General features: G+C 65.2%; 16 protein-coding genes. 5 read left to right on the top strand and 11 right to left on the bottom strand.

The features are described 5' to 3' along the window. Positions 1–380: 380 nt before the first annotated feature. The 5 genes from G6N08_RS07420 to G6N08_RS07400 form a co-directional block, all read right to left on the bottom strand. Entirely contained in the window at positions 381–1,124 is a 744-nt protein-coding gene (locus G6N08_RS07420) for an oxidoreductase (protein WP_163755685.1), read from the bottom strand. Continuing rightward, positions 1,121–2,764 carry a dipeptide ABC transporter ATP-binding protein gene (locus tag G6N08_RS07415; protein ID WP_163755683.1) on the bottom strand — a complete coding sequence of 548 codons (1,644 nt, stop codon included), beginning with the start codon at positions 2,762–2,764 and terminating at the stop codon, positions 1,121–1,123. Before G6N08_RS07415 ends, G6N08_RS07420 begins: the two co-directional genes overlap by 4 nt. After that, the gene (locus G6N08_RS07410) at positions 2,761–3,642 is read right to left on the bottom strand and encodes an ABC transporter permease (RefSeq protein ID WP_371869005.1); all 882 of its coding nucleotides are present in this window, start codon (positions 3,640–3,642) and stop codon (positions 2,761–2,763) included. Before G6N08_RS07410 ends, G6N08_RS07415 begins: the two co-directional genes overlap by 4 nt. Positions 3,643–3,703: 61 nt before the next feature. Further along, on the bottom strand, positions 3,704–4,630 hold the full coding sequence (locus G6N08_RS07405; RefSeq protein WP_163755679.1) for an ABC transporter permease: 927 nt from the start codon (positions 4,628–4,630) through the stop codon (positions 3,704–3,706). Beyond that, on the bottom strand, positions 4,630–6,237 hold the full coding sequence (locus G6N08_RS07400; protein ID WP_163755677.1) for a peptide ABC transporter substrate-binding protein: 1,608 nt from the start codon (positions 6,235–6,237) through the stop codon (positions 4,630–4,632). Before G6N08_RS07400 ends, G6N08_RS07405 begins: the two co-directional genes overlap by 1 nt. A gap of 237 nt (positions 6,238–6,474) precedes the next feature. Between G6N08_RS07400 and acs the strand changes: the two genes are divergently transcribed. Continuing rightward, entirely contained in the window at positions 6,475–8,445 is a 1,971-nt protein-coding gene (acs, locus tag G6N08_RS07395) for an acetate--CoA ligase (protein WP_163755675.1), read from the top strand. An 18-nt stretch (positions 8,446–8,463) separates the two neighbouring features. Here the strand turns inward: acs and G6N08_RS07390 are convergent, their stop codons facing one another. After that, the gene (locus tag G6N08_RS07390) at positions 8,464–9,168 is read right to left on the bottom strand and encodes a chymotrypsin family serine protease (protein WP_163755659.1); all 705 of its coding nucleotides are present in this window, start codon (positions 9,166–9,168) and stop codon (positions 8,464–8,466) included. Positions 9,169–9,362: 194 nt separating this feature from the next. On the opposite strand from G6N08_RS07390, the gene G6N08_RS07385 reads away from it, so the two are divergent. Then, positions 9,363–9,914, top strand: a complete 552-nt coding sequence (locus tag G6N08_RS07385) for a phage holin family protein (protein WP_371868967.1) — start codon at positions 9,363–9,365, stop codon at positions 9,912–9,914. Beyond that, on the top strand, positions 9,914–10,879 hold the full coding sequence (locus G6N08_RS07380) for an alpha/beta fold hydrolase (protein ID WP_163755655.1): 966 nt from the start codon (positions 9,914–9,916) through the stop codon (positions 10,877–10,879). Before G6N08_RS07385 ends, G6N08_RS07380 begins: the two co-directional genes overlap by 1 nt. On the opposite strand, the gene marP is transcribed toward G6N08_RS07380, so the two are convergent. The 4 genes from marP to nth form a co-directional block, all read right to left on the bottom strand. Further along, positions 10,872–12,062 (bottom strand): acid resistance serine protease MarP, encoded by a 1,191-nt coding sequence (gene marP / locus G6N08_RS07375; RefSeq protein WP_163756828.1) that lies wholly within the window; start codon positions 12,060–12,062, stop codon positions 10,872–10,874. The two genes, G6N08_RS07380 and marP, sit on opposite strands and share 8 nt — an antisense overlap. Before the next feature lie 14 nt (positions 12,063–12,076). Then, positions 12,077–12,844, bottom strand: coding sequence for an NUDIX hydrolase (locus G6N08_RS07370; protein ID WP_163755653.1), 768 nt, complete (start codon positions 12,842–12,844; stop codon positions 12,077–12,079). A gap of 92 nt (positions 12,845–12,936) precedes the next feature. After that, the gene (locus G6N08_RS07365; protein WP_246216635.1) at positions 12,937–13,572 is read right to left on the bottom strand and encodes a TlpA family protein disulfide reductase; all 636 of its coding nucleotides are present in this window, start codon (positions 13,570–13,572) and stop codon (positions 12,937–12,939) included. A gap of 46 nt (positions 13,573–13,618) precedes the next feature. Then, positions 13,619–14,299 (bottom strand): endonuclease III, encoded by a 681-nt coding sequence (nth, locus tag G6N08_RS07360; RefSeq protein ID WP_163755649.1) that lies wholly within the window; start codon positions 14,297–14,299, stop codon positions 13,619–13,621. Between the two features lie 216 nt (positions 14,300–14,515). Between nth and G6N08_RS07355 the strand changes: the two genes are divergently transcribed. Both G6N08_RS07355 and crp read left to right on the top strand, forming a co-directional pair. After that, positions 14,516–14,854, top strand: coding sequence for a hypothetical protein (locus G6N08_RS07355; protein WP_163756826.1), 339 nt, complete (start codon positions 14,516–14,518; stop codon positions 14,852–14,854). 155 nt (positions 14,855–15,009) lie between these two features. Further along, a complete protein-coding gene (crp, locus tag G6N08_RS07350) occupies positions 15,010–15,684 on the top strand; it encodes a cAMP-activated global transcriptional regulator CRP (protein ID WP_083090133.1) in 675 nt (224 codons plus the stop codon). Between the two features lie 82 nt (positions 15,685–15,766). Here crp and G6N08_RS07345 read toward each other — a convergent pair whose 3' ends face one another. Then, a complete protein-coding gene (locus G6N08_RS07345; protein ID WP_163755647.1) occupies positions 15,767–16,558 on the bottom strand; it encodes an MBL fold metallo-hydrolase in 792 nt (263 codons plus the stop codon). Between the last annotated feature and the right edge of the window lie 2 nt (positions 16,559–16,560).

The following is a 16,560-nucleotide window of genomic DNA, read 5'->3' as shown; positions in this document are numbered from 1 at the left end:
GGTCACGTAGTACAAAGGAGTCACGGAAGCCCGGAGAGGCCAAGGTCGATCCGGAAGAGAAGGTTCGATCTCCCGATCCGGGCGTCCTAGCACGGTTCCCGGCACCCACGCGGAGCTACAGCCGCGATAATGGCAGAAGTGTTGCGGGCCTGCGTTATTGCGAGAAACGAATGGTGTCGTCAGCCCTTTGGGTGGGGCTGCGGCCAGACGTCTCGCAAGATCGCCGAGGCCAACCCACGCAGCCCCATGTTGCACGCTTGGTAACCGGGCTCCGTGCTAGCGGGCGGCGGGCCGGAACGCTTCGGACCGCCGCCCGCTTTGCGGGTGTGCACGCGTTGCCGCAGCGGCCGCGGTGCTCGACGTGGCAACCAATCTGGCACCTAATTCGGCAGCGATTCGGCAATCTGCAGAGCCTCGTGCGCGCCGGCCTGCATCGCCCGGCAACACAGCATCAGCCAGGCGGTCACACCGTCGGGCGTGCCGGCGGCAAAACCACGCGCCGTGTCGCGGTACTCAGCTGCGCAGCGCATCCAACTCACCTCTGGCACACCCAGTCCGTGCGGGTCGAGCCCACTGGCGATGGTCACCAGCCGCGAAGCCGCCCGTGCCACGACGCCGTCCGCGCAACCGAAGGGCGCCAGCGCCAGAAGCTCGCCGTGCACGACCGCTGCCAGGACCGCTGCCGGGACCACGGTGTTCCCGGTCACCAGGGTCGCGAGCAGCTCCAGACGCGGCCCGATGGAGGTGTCGGCCCGCGGCCGCCCCAGCCGCTCGTCATCGACCCAACCGGCGGCGGCCAGCATGTGGACTCGGGCCAGCGCCTGCAGTGGCGCGCGCCGCCAGATCGACACCAGGCTGGTCTGCCCACCTTCCACAGCCTGGGCGACCCGCAACGCCCCGGCGAACACCGGATCGCCTGATGCGGACTCGTCCCGGTGCCGGGCACCGCCATCGAGTACCGAGGAGGCCTTCGCGGCCCGGAGCGCGGCCACCGCGGCGGTCACCGGCCAACCTCTCAGGTTCGCCCGGTGCCGATGCACTCGGCCCAGCGCCTCACGTGCGCGTTCGCTGGCATCGGCGACGCCGGGCAGCTCCATCAGCGGAGCCAGCGGGTCAGCGCTCATGACCGGTCACGATAGCCAGCGCGGCTCACGCCCGGAACCGCCGCCAACAGCTGACGGGTGTAGTCAGCGCGGGGCCGGGTGAATATCTCGCCGACGGCCCCAAACTCGACGACGCGACCGGCCCGCATCACCATGACGTCGTCGGCAATCTCCCGGATTACCGCCAGGTCGTGGCTGATGAACAGATACGTCAGACCCAACCGGACCTGCAGATCGGCCAGCAACTCCAGAATCTGGGCCTGCACCACGACGTCCAGTGCTGAGACCGCCTCGTCGCACACCAGCACTTGGGGCCGAAGCGCCAGCGCGCGGGCGATCGCGACCCGCTGGCGCTGACCGCCCGACAGCTCGCGCGGCAACCTCCCCAAAAGCGACAAGGGCAGCGCCACCTGGTCGGCGAGCTCGTACACCATCTGCTGCCGTTGCCGGCGGTCACCGATCCGGTGAACCCGCAAGGGTTCTTCGATCGCGCGGAACACCGAATACATGGGATCCAGGCTGCTGTAGGGGTTTTGGAAAACTGGCTGGACACCGCGACGAAAAGCGAATAACCCGCTTCGATCCAGTGCGTAGATGTCTTTGCCGCCGAAAACCACCGTGCCGCAGGTGGGTTTCAGCAGACCCAGCACCATCCGCGCCAATGTCGACTTGCCCGACCCCGACTCGCCTGCGACCGCCAGCGTTGTGCCGCGCCGCAGCTGAAGCGATACCCCGTCCACGGCGCGGACCTCTCTGTGCCGCCAGGCAGCACCCGACGGTTCCCGAAAAACCTTTGTCAAACCGGAAGCTACGATTACGTTTTCACTCGCAACAGTCGCTGCCGCGTCGCGCCGCATCCGATCTCGCACCCGCACCGCATTGGTGCTTCGAAGCGACGGAACCGCTCCCACCAGTGTTCGCGTGTACTCATGTTCCGGGTCTTGCAGAACGTCCCGCGCTGCGCCGGCTTCCACCACCATGCCGCGGTGCATGACAACCAGATGTGCAGCCCGTTCAGCCGCCACCGCCAAGTCATGGGTGATCAACAGCACAGCGGTGCCGAGCTCTGCGGTGAGCAGCTGCAGATGGTCGAGTATGTGCCGCTGGGTGGTGACGTCCAGCGCGGAGGTCGGCTCGTCGGCGATCAGCAGTCGTGGACGGCCCGCCAGCCCGATGGCAATCAACGCACGCTGGCACAGCCCCCCAGACAGCTGATGCGGATAGCGCCTGGCATAGGTGACCGCATCGGGCACACCGGCCTGGCCGAGCATTTGCGCCGCTTGTCGCCGCACGTCGTGTTTACAAGCGTTGGCGCGCAACGCTTCTCGTATCTGAAAGCCCACCTTCCAGACCGGGTTCAGATTGGTCATCGGGTCCTGCGGCACATAGCCGATGGCGCGTCCCCGGATCGACCGCATCTGTCGTCGACCGGCCGAGGTGATATCGCGGCCTTCGAAGACGATGCGGCCTTTGGTAATCCGGCCACCGGGGGGAAGCAGACCCAAAATTGCTCCGGCAATGGTGGACTTCCCGGAACCGGACTCCCCGACCAGCGCCACGGTTTGCCCGGGATACACCGTCAACCGGGCGCCGCGCACCGCCGGTGCGGCAGCACCGAATCGCACCTCGAGGTCTTCGATGCGCAGCAGCGGTTCGCTCATCGCCCGCTGCACCTGCCTCGACGCATCCGCTGGGCGGCCGGATCCAGAGCCTCGCGCAACACGTCACCGAGCATCATGAAAGCCAGCACTGTCAGGGCCAAAGCCCCAGCCGGGTAGAACACGATCGGCGAGCCTGACCGCAACCTGCTTTGGCCCAGGTTGATATCACCGCCCCACGAAACCGTGGACGGCGGCAGTCCGACACCCAGATAAGACAGCGTCGCCTCGGCCACGATGAAGGCGCCCAGCGATAGTGTCGTGATTACGATGACCGGTCCCATCGCGTTAGGCAGAACATGAGTGAGAAGTATGCGAAACCTGCCGAGTCCTAACGCTTCTGCTGCGGTTACGTAGTCGCGTTGCCGTGCTTCGAGAACCGCTGACCGCGTGACCCGTGCCAGCTGGGGCCACCCGAAAATCGCCAGGACCGCAACCACCGTCCACACACCGCGTCGCGGCAATACCTGCGCCAGCACGATTGCGGCCAGCAACAACGGAATGGCGAAGAACACGTCGGTCACCCGGGACACCACCGTGTCAATCCAGCCACGGTAGAAACCGGCCAATGCACCGAGGGTTCCCCCTATCCCTAACACCGCCAGGGTCGTCGCCATACCGACGGTGAGCGATGCCCGTGCACCGTAGACAACGCGAGCGTAGATATCATGTCCCTGCAGGTCGGTGCCGAACCAGTGCTGCCTCGACGGGGGCAGCAGGCTCTGATACGGGTTGGCGTAGCTGGGGTCGATTCCGGTGAACAGCTGCGGGAATGCTGCGGCCATCACCAGCAGGACGATCACTGCAGCCGATATGACAAATTTCGGGCGGTTTCGCAGCTGCCGCCAGGTCGCGCTCCAGAAACCCGTGGGCGCAGCCAGTTCCCTGTCAGCGTCCTGAGGCTGGTCGGTCGCGACGAACCGTTCTTGCCCGGGCCCGATGTCACCCATAGCGAATCCTCGGGTCCAGGGCCGCATACAGTACATCCACGACCAGGTTTGTGAGCAGGTAGATGAGCACCAACACGGTCACGATCGACACCACGGTAGGCGTCTCCTGCCGCACCAGCGCCTGATACAGCGCGCCGCCGACGCCGTGGATGTTGAAGATGCCCTCGGTGACGATCGCCCCGCCCATCAGCGCACCCAGGTCTGCACCCAGAAACGTCACCACCGGTATCAACGAGTTGCGCAGAATGTGCACCGTGACGATCCGCGGCCGCGACAGCCCCTTGGCGGCGGCCGTGCGCACGTAGTCGGCCCCCGCATTGTCGGCGACCGCAGAACGGGTCAGTCGGACCACATAGGCGAAAGACACCGAACCCAGCACGAAACCGGGCAGCAGCAGGCGGCGCAGCGTCGCCTGATCCCCGACCGTCACCGGGGCGAGGCCGAGCTTAACCCCGAACACGAACTGCGCGACAAACCCGAGCACGAAGATCGGCACGGCGATGACAACCAACCCGGCCAGCAGCACGGCGGCGTCGAATACTCCGCCCCGGCGCAGCCCGGCCACCACGCCGAAACCGACGCCGAGCACCGTCTCGACGGTCAGCGCGATTAGCGTCAGCCGGATCGTCACCGGAAAAGCCTGGGCCAGCACCTCGCTCACCGGCAGCCCAGAGAACGACTGGCCTAAGTCACCACGAGCGATACCGCCCAGGTATTTCATATACTGCAGCCAAAACGGGTCGTCGAGATGGTATTGCGCGCGCAGCTGCGCGGCCACTGCGGGATTGACTGCGCGGTCGCCGCCCAGCACCGCGATGGGATCACTAGCCAGCAAAAACACCATTGCATAGATCAGAAATGTCGCCCCGAAAAACACCGGGAGCATGATCAACAGGCGCCTGAGCAGATAGCGGGCCATCAGGTGCTCTTGACGATGTTCTCGTAGACCGGCAACCCGTTCCAGGCGATCGTCACACCGCTGACGAACCGCGAGAACCCGGCCGCGTTGATGTTGTCCCACAACGCGACCACCGGCATGTCGTGCAGCAGAATCTGTTGAGCGGTGTTGGCCGCCGCATATGCGGCCGGCAGAGTCGGCGCCGCCTGCGCGGCGCGCATCGCGGCATCGAACCGGGGATTGGTGTAGCCGACGTCGTTGGAGGCTGCTCCGGTGACGAACAGCGGCTCAAGGAATTCCAGCAGCGACGGATAATCACCCTGCCAGCCCGCGCGGAACGCGGTTGTGATTTTGCGGCCGGTGATTTGAGTCCGGAACTGCGCGAACGTCGGTTTGGGTGTTCCGGCCGCGTCGATCCCTAACGTGTTTTTGATATTGTTGGCGACCGCGTCAATCCACTCCTGGTGCGCGCCGTCGGCGTTGTAGGCGATCTGGTACGCGCCGCTCCACGGCGAGATCGCGTCGGCCTGTGCCCACAGTCTTTTGGCGCGCTCGGGGTCGTAGTTCAGGGCGTCGTTGCCGGGGATATCGGGGTCGAAGCCCGGCAGGGAACGGGCGGTGAAATCTTTGGCGGGTGCTCGGGTGCCGTTGAAAATCTGCCGACAGATCTGCGGCCGGTCAATTGCCGCCGAGATCGCCAGGCGGCGCAACCGCCCCTCTTCACCGCCGAAATGAGGCAACCAGAGCGGTGTGTCGAGGGTCTGGTTGACCGCCGCGGGTCCGGTGATCGCGCGGTCCCCCAGGTCGCGGCGGTAGGTCGGCAGCGCGCTGGGCGGAATGGTGTCCAGCACATCGAGGTTGTTGGTCAACAAGTCCGCGTATGCGGTTTCCAGACTGGCGTAGAAGATGATCCGCAGCCCTTTATTTTTCGGCATTCGATTACCGTGATAGCACGAATTGGGGACGAGATCGATTCGCACGTTGTGCAGCCAGGGATGCGCGTCGGCCAGCCGGTAGGGACCATTCCCGATGGGGTGCCTGCCGAACGCCGCCATATCGGCGAATGCCGCAGTCGGCAGCGGGTAGAATGGCGAAAACCCAAGCCGCAGTGTGAAGTCGATTGTCGGCACCTTCAGCCGGACGGTGAACTCGTGGTCGTTGACCACCCGCAGGCCAGACATCGTTCGCGCTGTCGGTGCCGGCGCCGCTACCTGGTCGTAACCATCGATCGGGCTGAAGAAGCTTTGCTGCAGTTGGGCGTTGGTAGTCAAGGCACCGTAATTCCAGGCGTTGACGAACGACTTGGCCGTCACCGGCTCGCCGTTGCTGAATGTCCATCCCGGTTTGAGGGTGATTCGATAGTTGATGTTGTCGGTGGTCTCGATGGCCCGGGCGACTTCGAGCGCCGGGGTGCCGTTGGCGTCGTAGGACACCAGGCCGGCGAACAAGCGATCGATGATGCGCCCGCCGTTGGTTTCGTTGGTGTTGGTCGGAATGAGCGGGTTTTGTGGCTCACCGCCGTTGACGATGACCAGGTCGGTGGTCGTGCCGCCCCCACCGCAGCCGGCTAACAGGGCCGCTGGCAACGCGGCGGCGACAATGACCGCTGCCACACGCATCCGACGCATGACAGCGACATTAAGACCTTGGCCGCTTCGGCAATGCGCGCCGCGGGCAACCGCAGACCGCGGCACGGGAGGGATAGCAGCGGCGTTGTCGCCCACGAGACGCATCCGTCGAGCGCATCGGCCACGGTCAACGATTCCCGGCCCCCGGCCCACCCAGCCGCAACGGCCGCCCGCGACGCCTTTCCTGAACCTGCTGGCGGCCTTGCGCGGCGGTGGACACGTTCTAGGCTCAACGACGTGACCCGGACACCCACCCAAGCACCGTCGTCCTATCCGCCGTCCCCGGAATTCGCGGCCCACGCCAATGCCACCGCCGCGGTGTACCGCGAGGCCGATCGTGACAGGCTGGCGTTTTGGGCCACGCAAGCCAACCGGCTTTCGTGGTCGACACCTTTCACGCAGGTGCTGGACTGGTCGCAGGCACCGTTTGCTCGGTGGTTCGCCGACGGCAAGCTCAATGTCGCCTACAACTGCGTGGACCGCCACGTCGAAGCCGGTCTCGGCGATCGGGTGGCCATGTACTGGGAGGGCGAACCCGTCGGCGAGACGCGCACCCTCACCTATGCGGACCTGCGCATCCAGGTGTGCAAAGCCGCCAACGCGTTGAGCGAGCTTGGTCTGGTCGCCGGTGACCGGGTCGCAATCTATCTGCCGATGATCCCGGAGGCCGTGGTCGCAATGCTGGCCTGCGCCCGGCTGGGCCTCATGCATAGCGTTGTGTTCGCCGGTTTCACCGCCAACGCGCTGCGCACCCGCATCGCCGACGCCCGGGCCAGGCTGCTGATCACCGCTGACGGGCAGTTCCGCCGCGGCAGCCCGGCACCGCTGAAGGCGGCGGCTGATGAGGCGGTCGGCCAGGACAGCCCTGTCGAACACGTCCTGGTGGTGCGGCGCACCGGGGTGGCCGTGCCCTGGACCGCGGGTCGCGACCTCTGGTGGCACGATGTGGTCGACCCTGCGCCCTGTGAGCACACACCCGCCGCGTTCGACGCCGAACACCCGCTGTTTTTGCTGTACACGTCGGGCACCACCGGTCAGCCCAAAGGTATCGTGCACAGCAGCGGCGGGTATCTCACCCAGGCCTCCTACACCCACTACAGTGTCTTCGACATCAAACCCGAGACCGACGTGTTCTGGTGCACTGCCGATATCGGCTGGGTCACTGGGCACACCTACGGTGTCTACGGTCCGCTGTCCAACGGCACCACCCAGATCCTGTACGAGGGCACACCGGACACACCAAGCCGCCACCGCCATTTTGAGATCATCGAAAAATGGGGGGTGACCATCTATTACACTGCACCCACCCTCATCCGGACGTTTATGAAGTGGGGCCGTGAGCTTCCCGACGCCCACGACCTGTCTAGCCTGCGACTGCTCGGCTCAGTCGGCGAACCGATCAATCCCGAGGCCTGGCGCTGGTATCGGGAAGTGCTCGGCGCGGGCAACACCCCCGTGGTCGACACCTGGTGGCAGACCGAGACCGGCGCCGCGATGATCTCACCGCTGCCCGGTGTCGCGCCAGCCAAACCCGGTTCGGCGATGAGGCCCCTGCCGGGCATATCGGCCAAGATCGTCGATGATTTCGGTGATCAGCTTGTACCCCCGTCGACCGACGAGGGTGAGCACGCGACCGGCTACCTGGTCCTCGACCAGCCTTGGCCGGCGATGCTGCGCGGTATCTGGGGCGATCCGCAACGCTATATCGACACCTACTGGTCCAAGTTCGCCCAGCAGGGTTGGTATTTCGCCGGTGACAGCGCGCGCTACGACCCCGACGGCGACATCTGGGTGGTGGGCCGTATCGATGATGTCGTGAACGTCTCCGGCCACCGCCTCTCTACCGCCGAGGTGGAGTCGGCTCTGGTCGGACATTTCGCGGTGGCCGAGGCAGCGGTGGTCGGAGCCACCGACGACACCACCGGTCAAGCTGTCTGTGCGTTCGTCGTGCTGCAGAACGACTGCACCCCTCATGCGGGGATCGTCGACGACCTTCGTGCGCAAGTGGCCCGGGTGATCTCGCCGATTGCCAAGCCGCGCGAAATCCATGTGGTTCCGGAGCTGCCGAAGACCCGGAGCGGCAAAATCATGCGGCGGCTGCTGCGCGACATTGCCGACAACCGCGAACTCGGTGACACCTCGACACTGCTCGACTCCAGCGTGTTCGACGCGATCCGCGCCGGATTCGACCGGCCGGCCACGGGCTGATTTGCCGATTGCGCACGATCAAACCGGCACCGGCACGAACCCGGCACCCGGCCGGTTTTTGCTGTTGACGTCGGCCAGCACGGCGTTAATGGACACCACCACCGCCGGAGTGTGCAGCGGAATGTATTTGATCACGCAGGTCGGCAGGTTTTCACTGAACGCACCGTGGATCATTCCGACCAGGAGATTGTTGACGGTGACCGGCCCCCCGGAGTCACCGGGCCGGCCACAGACCTGCATCACGATGGTGCCGGGGTCTTGACCCGGGCCCCAGGTCACCCCGCAGGAGTTGCCCGTGGTGCGGCCTTGTTTGCAGGCGATTTGGCCGAAGGCCGGGTCCGGTCCGATACCGGCGATCAAAAACCCGTCGTAGTTGGCGACGGGGGCCACTCTGGCCGGGTCGAACCGGATCACCGCGTAGTCGAGGTTGTCGTTGCCGGCAACCATAGTGCCTAGCGTGCCGCGATCTTTCGCCGCCTCAGCGGCGACCTGAGCACCGGGCCCGCCACAATGGGCGGACGTGAAACCGACCAGGTCGCCGGCGTTGTCCGTGCCGATCGTGGTCAGGGTGCACAGCGTGTCGCCGTTGACGACGATGCCTGCACCGCCCCCTAACGGGACTTTGTCGTCGGCAGTCGCAGTGGTACCGGACAGACCGACCAGAGCCAGCACCGAGGTCAGGACCGCTACCGCCGCTGCCACACACCGGTGCACGGTCTGCACAGCAACACTCCTGTCAAGGTCGGCGTCCGCAACAGCTGCGTCAGTTTAAATGATCACCGCGAAACTCCCGTCGCCGTTACATGACCGCGGCAACCCGGTTGATCCTATGCAATTTCCGGCGGGCCTCGTACGGCACGGCACCGCGTGGCAACATGAACCGCGAGACAGCCCGCGCAACTCGGAGAGGACCAGCTGTGAACAAGGCCGATCGTAAAAGCGTGGAAAGTGAAGCGGCCGAAACCGACCGTGGGAATGGTGTGCCCGGCGCGCTGACCACCATTCCGTTGACCGATCCATACGCCGCTTCCGGGCAACCGTCGATCGGTGACCTGGTCAAAACTGCTTCCGCTCAGGTGTCAACGCTGGTTCGGGCCGAGGTTGAGCTGGCCCGTGCCGAAATCGCCCGCGACATCAAGAAGGGCCTGACCGGCAGCGTGTTCTTCATTTCAGCGCTGGTGGTGCTGTTTTACTCCACGTTCTTTTTCTTCTTCTTCCTGGCTGAACTGCTCGACACCTGGTTATGGCGCTGGGTGTCGTTTCTCATCGTTTTCGGGATCATGGTCATCGTCACCGCGATGCTGGCACTGTTGGGTTTTCTCAAACTGCGCCGCATCCGGGGGCCCCGGCAAACGATCGAAACTGTGAAGAAAACCCGCACCGCGTTCAGTCCCGGCCACGACAAGACCAGCGAGCCAGCGGTTTCTGCCTTCGACGCCAAGACACCTCCCGATCCCTCAGGCTGGTAATGGGTCCGCCCGATCCGTCGGTAACCCGTATCCACGGACCGTGGCGTCATCTGGACGTGCACGCCAACGGCATCCGCTTCCACGTAGTCGAGGCAGCGTCGGCCGACCACGATGTGACCACACCGCCGACGGCGCGGCCGCTGGTGGTCCTGTTACATGGTTTCGCCTCGTTCTGGTGGTCGTGGCGTCATCAATTGCGGGGATTGAGCGGGGCCCGGGTGGTCGCAGTCGACCTGCGCGGCTACGGCGGCAGCGACAAGCCGCCCCGCGGCTACGATGGCTGGACGCTCGCCGGGGACACCGCTGGGTTGATCCGCGCGCTGGGGCATGCGTCGGCGATTCTGGTTGGCCATGCCGACGGCGGGTTGGTCTGCTGGGCCACGTCGGTGCTTCATCCCCGGCTAGTGCGCGCCATCGCCCTGATCAGCTCCCCGCACCCGGCGGCACTGCGCCGGTCAGCGCTGACGCGACGCGATCAAGGACGCGCATTGCTACCGTCGCTGTTGAAATACCAGCTGCCGATTTGGCCGGAACGTGTGCTCACCCGAAACAACGCGGATGAGATCGAACGTTTAGTGCGTAGCCGCGCCAGCGCTAAATGGGTTGCGTCCGAAGATTTCTCGGAATCGATTCGTCACCTCAGGCAAGCGATCCAGATTCCGTCCGCAGCGCATTCCGCACTCGAGTACCAGCGCTGGGCTGTGCGCAGCCAGCTGCGTGAGGAGGGCCGTCGTTTTATGAAGGCGATCAACCGGCATCACGGAATCCCGGTGCTGCACTTGCGCGGCGATGCCGATCCCTACATACTGGGCGACGCCGTTGAACGAACCCAGCGATACGCCCCGCATGGGCACTATGTATCCATTGCCGGCGCTGGACATTACAGCCACGAAGAGGCGCCAGAGGAAGTCAACCGCCACCTGAGGCGGTTTATCGGGCAGCTGCGCGAGCCGTGGCTCAGCTGACGCATCCTTCGGTGCTCACCGGCTGGGTGTCGCCGATATGCGCCAGCTGACTGGCCACTTCCTTGGCGGTGAGCACGAAACCGGTGTCATTCTCGTCGACAGCCGCACCGAAGACCACGCCGAGCACATGGCCGTTGACGTCGATCATCGGCCCGCCCGAATCGCCTTGCTCAATACTGGCCCTGATGGTGTACACCTCGCGGGTGACTGTCGCATTGCGGTAGATATCAGGACCGTCGAGTTCGATGATTTCACGAATCCTGGCCGGGGTTGCGACGAAATCACCGCCGCCGGGATAGCCCAGCACGAGCACGTCAGTGCCTGTCTTCGCCGCAGCGTCGGCGAACGCCAGCGGAGCCGGAGGCAGGTTGGGGACGGCCAGAATGGCGATGTCGACCCTTGGGTCGTACGACACAACGGTGGCATCGTAGGAATTGCCGCTGGCGGCGACCGTGACACTATTCGACCCGGCTACCACGTGCGCATTCGTCATCACCCTTTCGGGCGCGATCACAAATCCGCTGCCCTCCAGCACTTTCTGGCAGCTGGGTGCGATGGCCCGGATCTTGACCACACTTGGTTGGGCGGCAGCCACCACAGGGTTATCAGCCAGTGCGGCGTCGGGTGCTGCCACCGCGACAACCGGAGTGCGGCTGAACGGCTCCAGAATCGCGGGCAGACCTGAGGTATTCAGCAGTGCGGACAGCCTTCTGGGCACGGTTTTCAACCAGCTCGGCGCAACGTCGTTGACCTGAGCCAGAACCCGTGAACCACGAACGGCAGCGGCCAAGCTGGGCTGGTCTTTCGATTGGGTCAGCGGTGTCGCGAGTAACCAGGCCGCGATCAAAACCACCACCATCTGCAGGGCGACGCCCACAAGCGAGTCGACGAATCGGATTGGGCGACTGTGGATCGCGCCGCGCACCGCCCGGCCCAGCACCACACCGGCCACTTCACCAACGACGACCAGCGCCAGGATCAAAAAAAGCGCAGCGAACAGCTTCGCGCGCGGAGCACTGATATGGGTGACGATATGCGGGGCCAGCAGCACCCCGGCGACCGCACCCAGCAGCACGCCGATGAACGACAGCATCGACCCCAACGCTCCTGAGCGCCACCCGGAGATGGCCGCGATAAAGGCGACGGCCAGCACGGCGACGTCCAGCCACTGCGATGAGGTCATCGATGCTATCGCTGTCATCGCGGCGCACCGCCTTCCTTGCCCACCAGCGCCATCGCCTCGTCCAGCTCACGCACGTCAGTGGTGTCCCACGGCTGCGCCCAGCCGGCCACATCCAGCATCGCCGAAATCACCTGGCCGGTGAATCCCCAGACCAGCATTTCGTTCAACATGAACGCCGGCCCGGCAAAGCGGTGGCTGAAGCTGCGGCGGTACACCATGAGCCGATTGGCCGGATTGATGAAAGCACGTACCGGTACCCGCGCCACCACGGCTGTTTCGGCTTCGTTGACGACAGCCACCGGGCCGGGGTCCGGCGAATAGGCCAGTACCGGCACCACATGGAAACGTGAAGGCGCGATGAAGGTGCGCTCGAGGGTGGCCAGCGGACGCAGTCGGCGCGGGTCAATCCCGGTCTCTTCGTGAGCCTCGCGCAGCGCGGTGGCCACCGGCCCGTCATCGCCGGGTTCGGACGCGCCGCCGGGGAAGGCCGCCTGACCCGCGTGGTGGCGCAGTGTCGAGGCCCGCACGGTCAGCAGCAGGTCGGCCTCGTCGGGAACAGCGCCGCCGGCAGGACCCGAGTCCGGTCCGGAGAACAGCACCAGCACTGCGGCGTCGCGTCCGTCGGAGCGCACTGTCGCACTCGCCTTGGCGGCGGTGACCATCGCCAGCACATCGGCTGGCAGCCGGCGCCGATATGCGTCCGGAATCTGACCGACGTTATCGACCAGCCGCCGCAGCCACGGCGGGCTCCCCTCAGGACTCAGCGGAACCGCTGGGCTCACGGGGGTCTCCCTCGTCCAATTGCCGCCCTCCTCGCTTCGCACCCGGGGCGAGCCCGGTCTGCACCGCACCGCCCGGATTATCACCGAATGGTTCACGCGTGGTTCCCAACCGCAGCCATAATCTCGTCGGCACTGCCGAAAGCTCGTGGCAGGACCTGCGCCACGCTACCGTCAGGCCGCAATACGATCGTCGCGGGCATCACATTGGGGACTCGCAACGCCGCCGCGATGCGGCGGCGGCCGTCTTGCAGAGTGGGCAGCCGAACACCTAACTGCGCCAAGCGCAACAACCCCGCCGTCTCGTTCTCGTCTTGATGCACGGTCACCACCATCACCGCCGGCCCGGCACGCCGCTGATACTCGGCCATCGCGGGCAATTCAGCCGTGCACGGTGCGCACCAATATGCCCACAAGTCGAGGACCACCCACCGCCCCGCCAGCGCCCGCGCCACGTCGACCGCCGACCCGTCCGCCGCGCATTGCACGATGACGCCGCGCAGCGCCGTCGAACCGGGCCCCGCTGCGGCGGAAGGACACGGCGGCAAGTTGGCCCGCTGCCGGGGTCCTGCCAGCGCAGCCGGAGTGTCTGCGTCTCGGTGTTCGCGGTTTTCGGTTACCGGGTTCGTCGGGCTCAGTGCCGGCACGAAGGTTGCGCGTAACTCGACCATCAGCGCAATAAGCAGAGCGGTGACCAACACCAGAATTGCAATGGTCCAGCGAGTACTCATAGTGGCCTTCGGGCGACAGCGGCTTGACTGTTCGAGCATCCCAGCGCTATAGACCGGCCAGAGCCAGGAGGTGTTCGGCTTCCGGACCTTGGACGAGTGCGGCCGCGATCGGCGGCTCGGTGGGACCGAGCCCGAACGACGGGCAATCCTTGGCCAGCACGCATACGCCGCACGCCGGTTTGCGAGCATGGCACACACGCCGGCCGTGGAAGATCACGCGGTGGCTCAGGGCGGTCCACTCGCGACGTTCGATCAGTTCGCCAACCGCGTGCTCGACCTTGACCGGGTCCGTCTCCGCGGTCCAGCGCCACCGCTTGACCAGCCGCAAAAAGTGGGTGTCAACCGTGATTCCCGGGACACCGAACGCGTTTCCAAGGATGACGTTGGCGGTCTTACGTCCTATGCCGGGTAACGACACCAGCTCTTCCATGGTGGCGGGCACCTCACCGTCAAACCGCTCGACCAGCGCTTGGCCGAGCTTGATCAGCGTCGCCGCTTTGTTGCGGTAGAAACCCGTGGGACGGATGAGGTTTTCCAGTTCGGTGCGGTCCGCCTGCGCGTAGTCCAGCGCCGTCCGGTAGCGCGCGAACAACGACGGGGTGGTCAGGTTCACCCGCTTGTCGGTGCTCTGTGCCGACAATATGGTCGCTACCGTCAGCTCGAGTGGATTCGTGAAGTCAAGCTCGCAGTGAGCGTGTGGAAAAGCTTGTGCCAGCTTGCGATTCATGCGGCGAGCTCGTCGCACCAGGCTCAGACGGGTCTCGGACGACCAGCGTTTTGTCCCGGCAAGGTCAGACGCCACAGGTGCCGGCACGGCGCGCCTGGCAGGTTCACCCAGTGTCACCTTCGACAGCGTACTGATTCGTGACCCCACTGAGACCTTAGCCGTGTTTACTTGCACCTTGTGTCATGGTTGCTGGCGGCCTTCGTTCCGGCATTGCTGATGCTGGCAACGTTCGGACTCGAGCGCCTCGAAAAGGGTCTGGCACGTGATGCCGTCACCTCGACTGACGTGGCGGAGTTTCTCGACCAGGCCGGCGCCCAGGAGGTGGGCACCCTGGTCCGGCAGGGGATGCCGGAGGCGCTCGACTACCTGCACCGGCGCCGGGCTCAGCGAACTATCGGTCCCGCGCTGCACGCACCACCCGGCGGGAAACATCGCGCGGACACGTTCTTCACGACGACGTTGGGTGCCGTGGGGCCCGGTTTGTCGGCACAGCAACATCAGCGTTCCCGGGCCAATCCACAATTTCGGGCGACTCCTCACGTCAATCATGTGTAGCGTTGGCACGTTGAACCGATGGGCTGCCTCTAGACTCGATCTCACTAGCAACCGGTTGACCTGCGCGGCCACCAGAGCGGCCGCGCGACGCTGGAGTACGAGCGGGGCAATCGGCTCGCACATATGGCAAACATCGAAATACCGATAGGGGCAATGTGGACGAGATCCTGGCGAGGGCCGGAATCTTCCAGGGGGTTGAACCCAGCGCCGTCGCCGCGCTGACCAAACAGTTGCAGCCGGTCGATTTCCCGCGCGGACATACCATTTTTGCCGAGGGAGAGCCCGGTGATCGGCTCTACATTATTATTTCCGGAAAGGTCAAGATCGGGCGCCGTTCTCCCGACGGTCGGGAAAACTTGCTGACGATCATGGGTCCCTCGGACATGTTCGGCGAGTTGTCGATCTTTGACCCCGGGCCGCGGACGTCCAGCGCGACCACGATCACCGAAGTCCGGGCGGTGTCGATGGACCGCGACGCCCTGCGCTCATGGATTGCTGATCGTCCTGAGATCGCCGAACAGCTGTTGCGGGTCCTCGCCCGCCGGCTGCGCCGCACCAACAACAACCTGGCTGATCTCATCTTCACTGATGTGCCCGGCCGGGTCGCCAAGCAGTTGCTACAGCTGGCCCAGCGTTTCGGCACCCAGGAGGGTGGGGCGATGCGGGTCACCCACGATTTGACGCAGGAGGAGATCGCCCAGCTGGTCGGAGCGTCCCGGGAGACTGTGAACAAAGCGCTGGCCGATTTCGCCCACCGCGGCTGGATCCGTTTGGAGGGCAAGAGTGTGTTGATCTCGGACTCGGAAAGGCTAGCCCGCCGAGCGAGGTAAGCCCGCGAAACGCGGGCGCAACCGAGCGAGCAACCCACCCGGTGCGAGGTAAGCCCGCGAAACGCGGGCGCAACCGAGCGGTCTACCTGCGCAGGTAATCCAGTTGGGCCTGTACAGACCATTCGGCGACACCCCAAAGTTTCTCGTCGACGTCGCCATAGACGTGTTCGACGATCTGGCGGGCGGTCGCGTCATCACCGAGATCTCGCAGGGCGGAGCGAATCTGCTCGAGGCGCTGCTGCCGATGGGCCAGATATCCGGCGGCCGCGGCTTGTACGTCGGGTAAGTCCGGGCCGTGTCCGGGTAAGACCATGCGCGGGCCCAAACCACGCAGACGGTGCAGTGATTGCAGGTAGTCGGCCAGGCTGCCGTCTTCGGTGTCGATGACGGTGGTGCCGCGGCCCAATACCGTGTCCGCCGTCAGCACGGCGTCCTCGAGAACGAAGGACACCGAGTCGGCGGTGTGGCCCGGGGTCGCCAACACGGTGATGGTAAGGCCCGCGGCCTCGATGACTTCACCGTCGACCAAGTGTCCGCTGAGCCCCCGCAAAAACCCGCTGCCCACCGAGCGCACCGGGGCCCCGGTCAGCTCGACGAGCTTGTCGATACCGTCGGTGTGGTCACCGTGGCGGTGACTGATCAGCACCAGCGCGATACGCCCCAGTGCAGCGAGCCGGGCGATATGGGCGTCGTCGTCGGGGCCGGGATCGACGATGACCAGCTCGTCGCTGCCTCTCCCGCGCAGTACCCAGGTGTTGGTGCCCTCCAGCGTCATCAAACCGGGATTTTCGGCCAACAACACCGACGCCGTGTCGGTGACCGGCCGCAGCCGCCCGTAGGCAGGATGGTTCAACGACTCAGCAACCCCGGTCACGC

Origin of the sequence: Mycobacterium botniense (genome assembly GCF_010723305.1) — a bacterium.
Lineage (GTDB): Bacteria > Actinomycetota > Actinomycetes > Mycobacteriales > Mycobacteriaceae > Mycobacterium > Mycobacterium botniense.
This window is presented reverse-complemented; position numbering and strand designations above follow the sequence as displayed.

What these genes read in the sequence shown, in the direction of transcription:
- G6N08_RS07420 (WP_163755685.1), bottom strand. Translation starts at nt 1,124, where the DNA reads ATGAGCGCTGACCCGCTGGCTCCGCTGATGGAGCTGCCCGGCGTCGCC.
- G6N08_RS07415 (WP_163755683.1), bottom strand. Translation starts at nt 2,764, where the DNA reads ATGAGCGAACCGCTGCTGCGCATCGAAGACCTCGAGGTGCGATTCGGT.
- G6N08_RS07405 (WP_163755679.1), bottom strand. Translation starts at nt 4,630, where the DNA reads ATGGCCCGCTATCTGCTCAGGCGCCTGTTGATCATGCTCCCGGTGTTT.
- G6N08_RS07400 (WP_163755677.1), bottom strand. Translation starts at nt 6,237, where the DNA reads ATGCGTCGGATGCGTGTGGCAGCGGTCATTGTCGCCGCCGCGTTGCCA.
- G6N08_RS07380 (WP_163755655.1), top strand. Translation starts at nt 9,914, where the DNA reads ATGGGTCCGCCCGATCCGTCGGTAACCCGTATCCACGGACCGTGGCGT.
- marP (WP_163756828.1), bottom strand. Translation starts at nt 12,062, where the DNA reads ATGACCTCATCGCAGTGGCTGGACGTCGCCGTGCTGGCCGTCGCCTTT.
- G6N08_RS07365 (WP_246216635.1), bottom strand. Translation starts at nt 13,572, where the DNA reads ATGAGTACTCGCTGGACCATTGCAATTCTGGTGTTGGTCACCGCTCTG.
- nth (WP_163755649.1), bottom strand. Translation starts at nt 14,299, where the DNA reads ATGAATCGCAAGCTGGCACAAGCTTTTCCACACGCTCACTGCGAGCTT.
- G6N08_RS07355 (WP_163756826.1), top strand. Translation starts at nt 14,516, where the DNA reads ATGCTGGCAACGTTCGGACTCGAGCGCCTCGAAAAGGGTCTGGCACGT.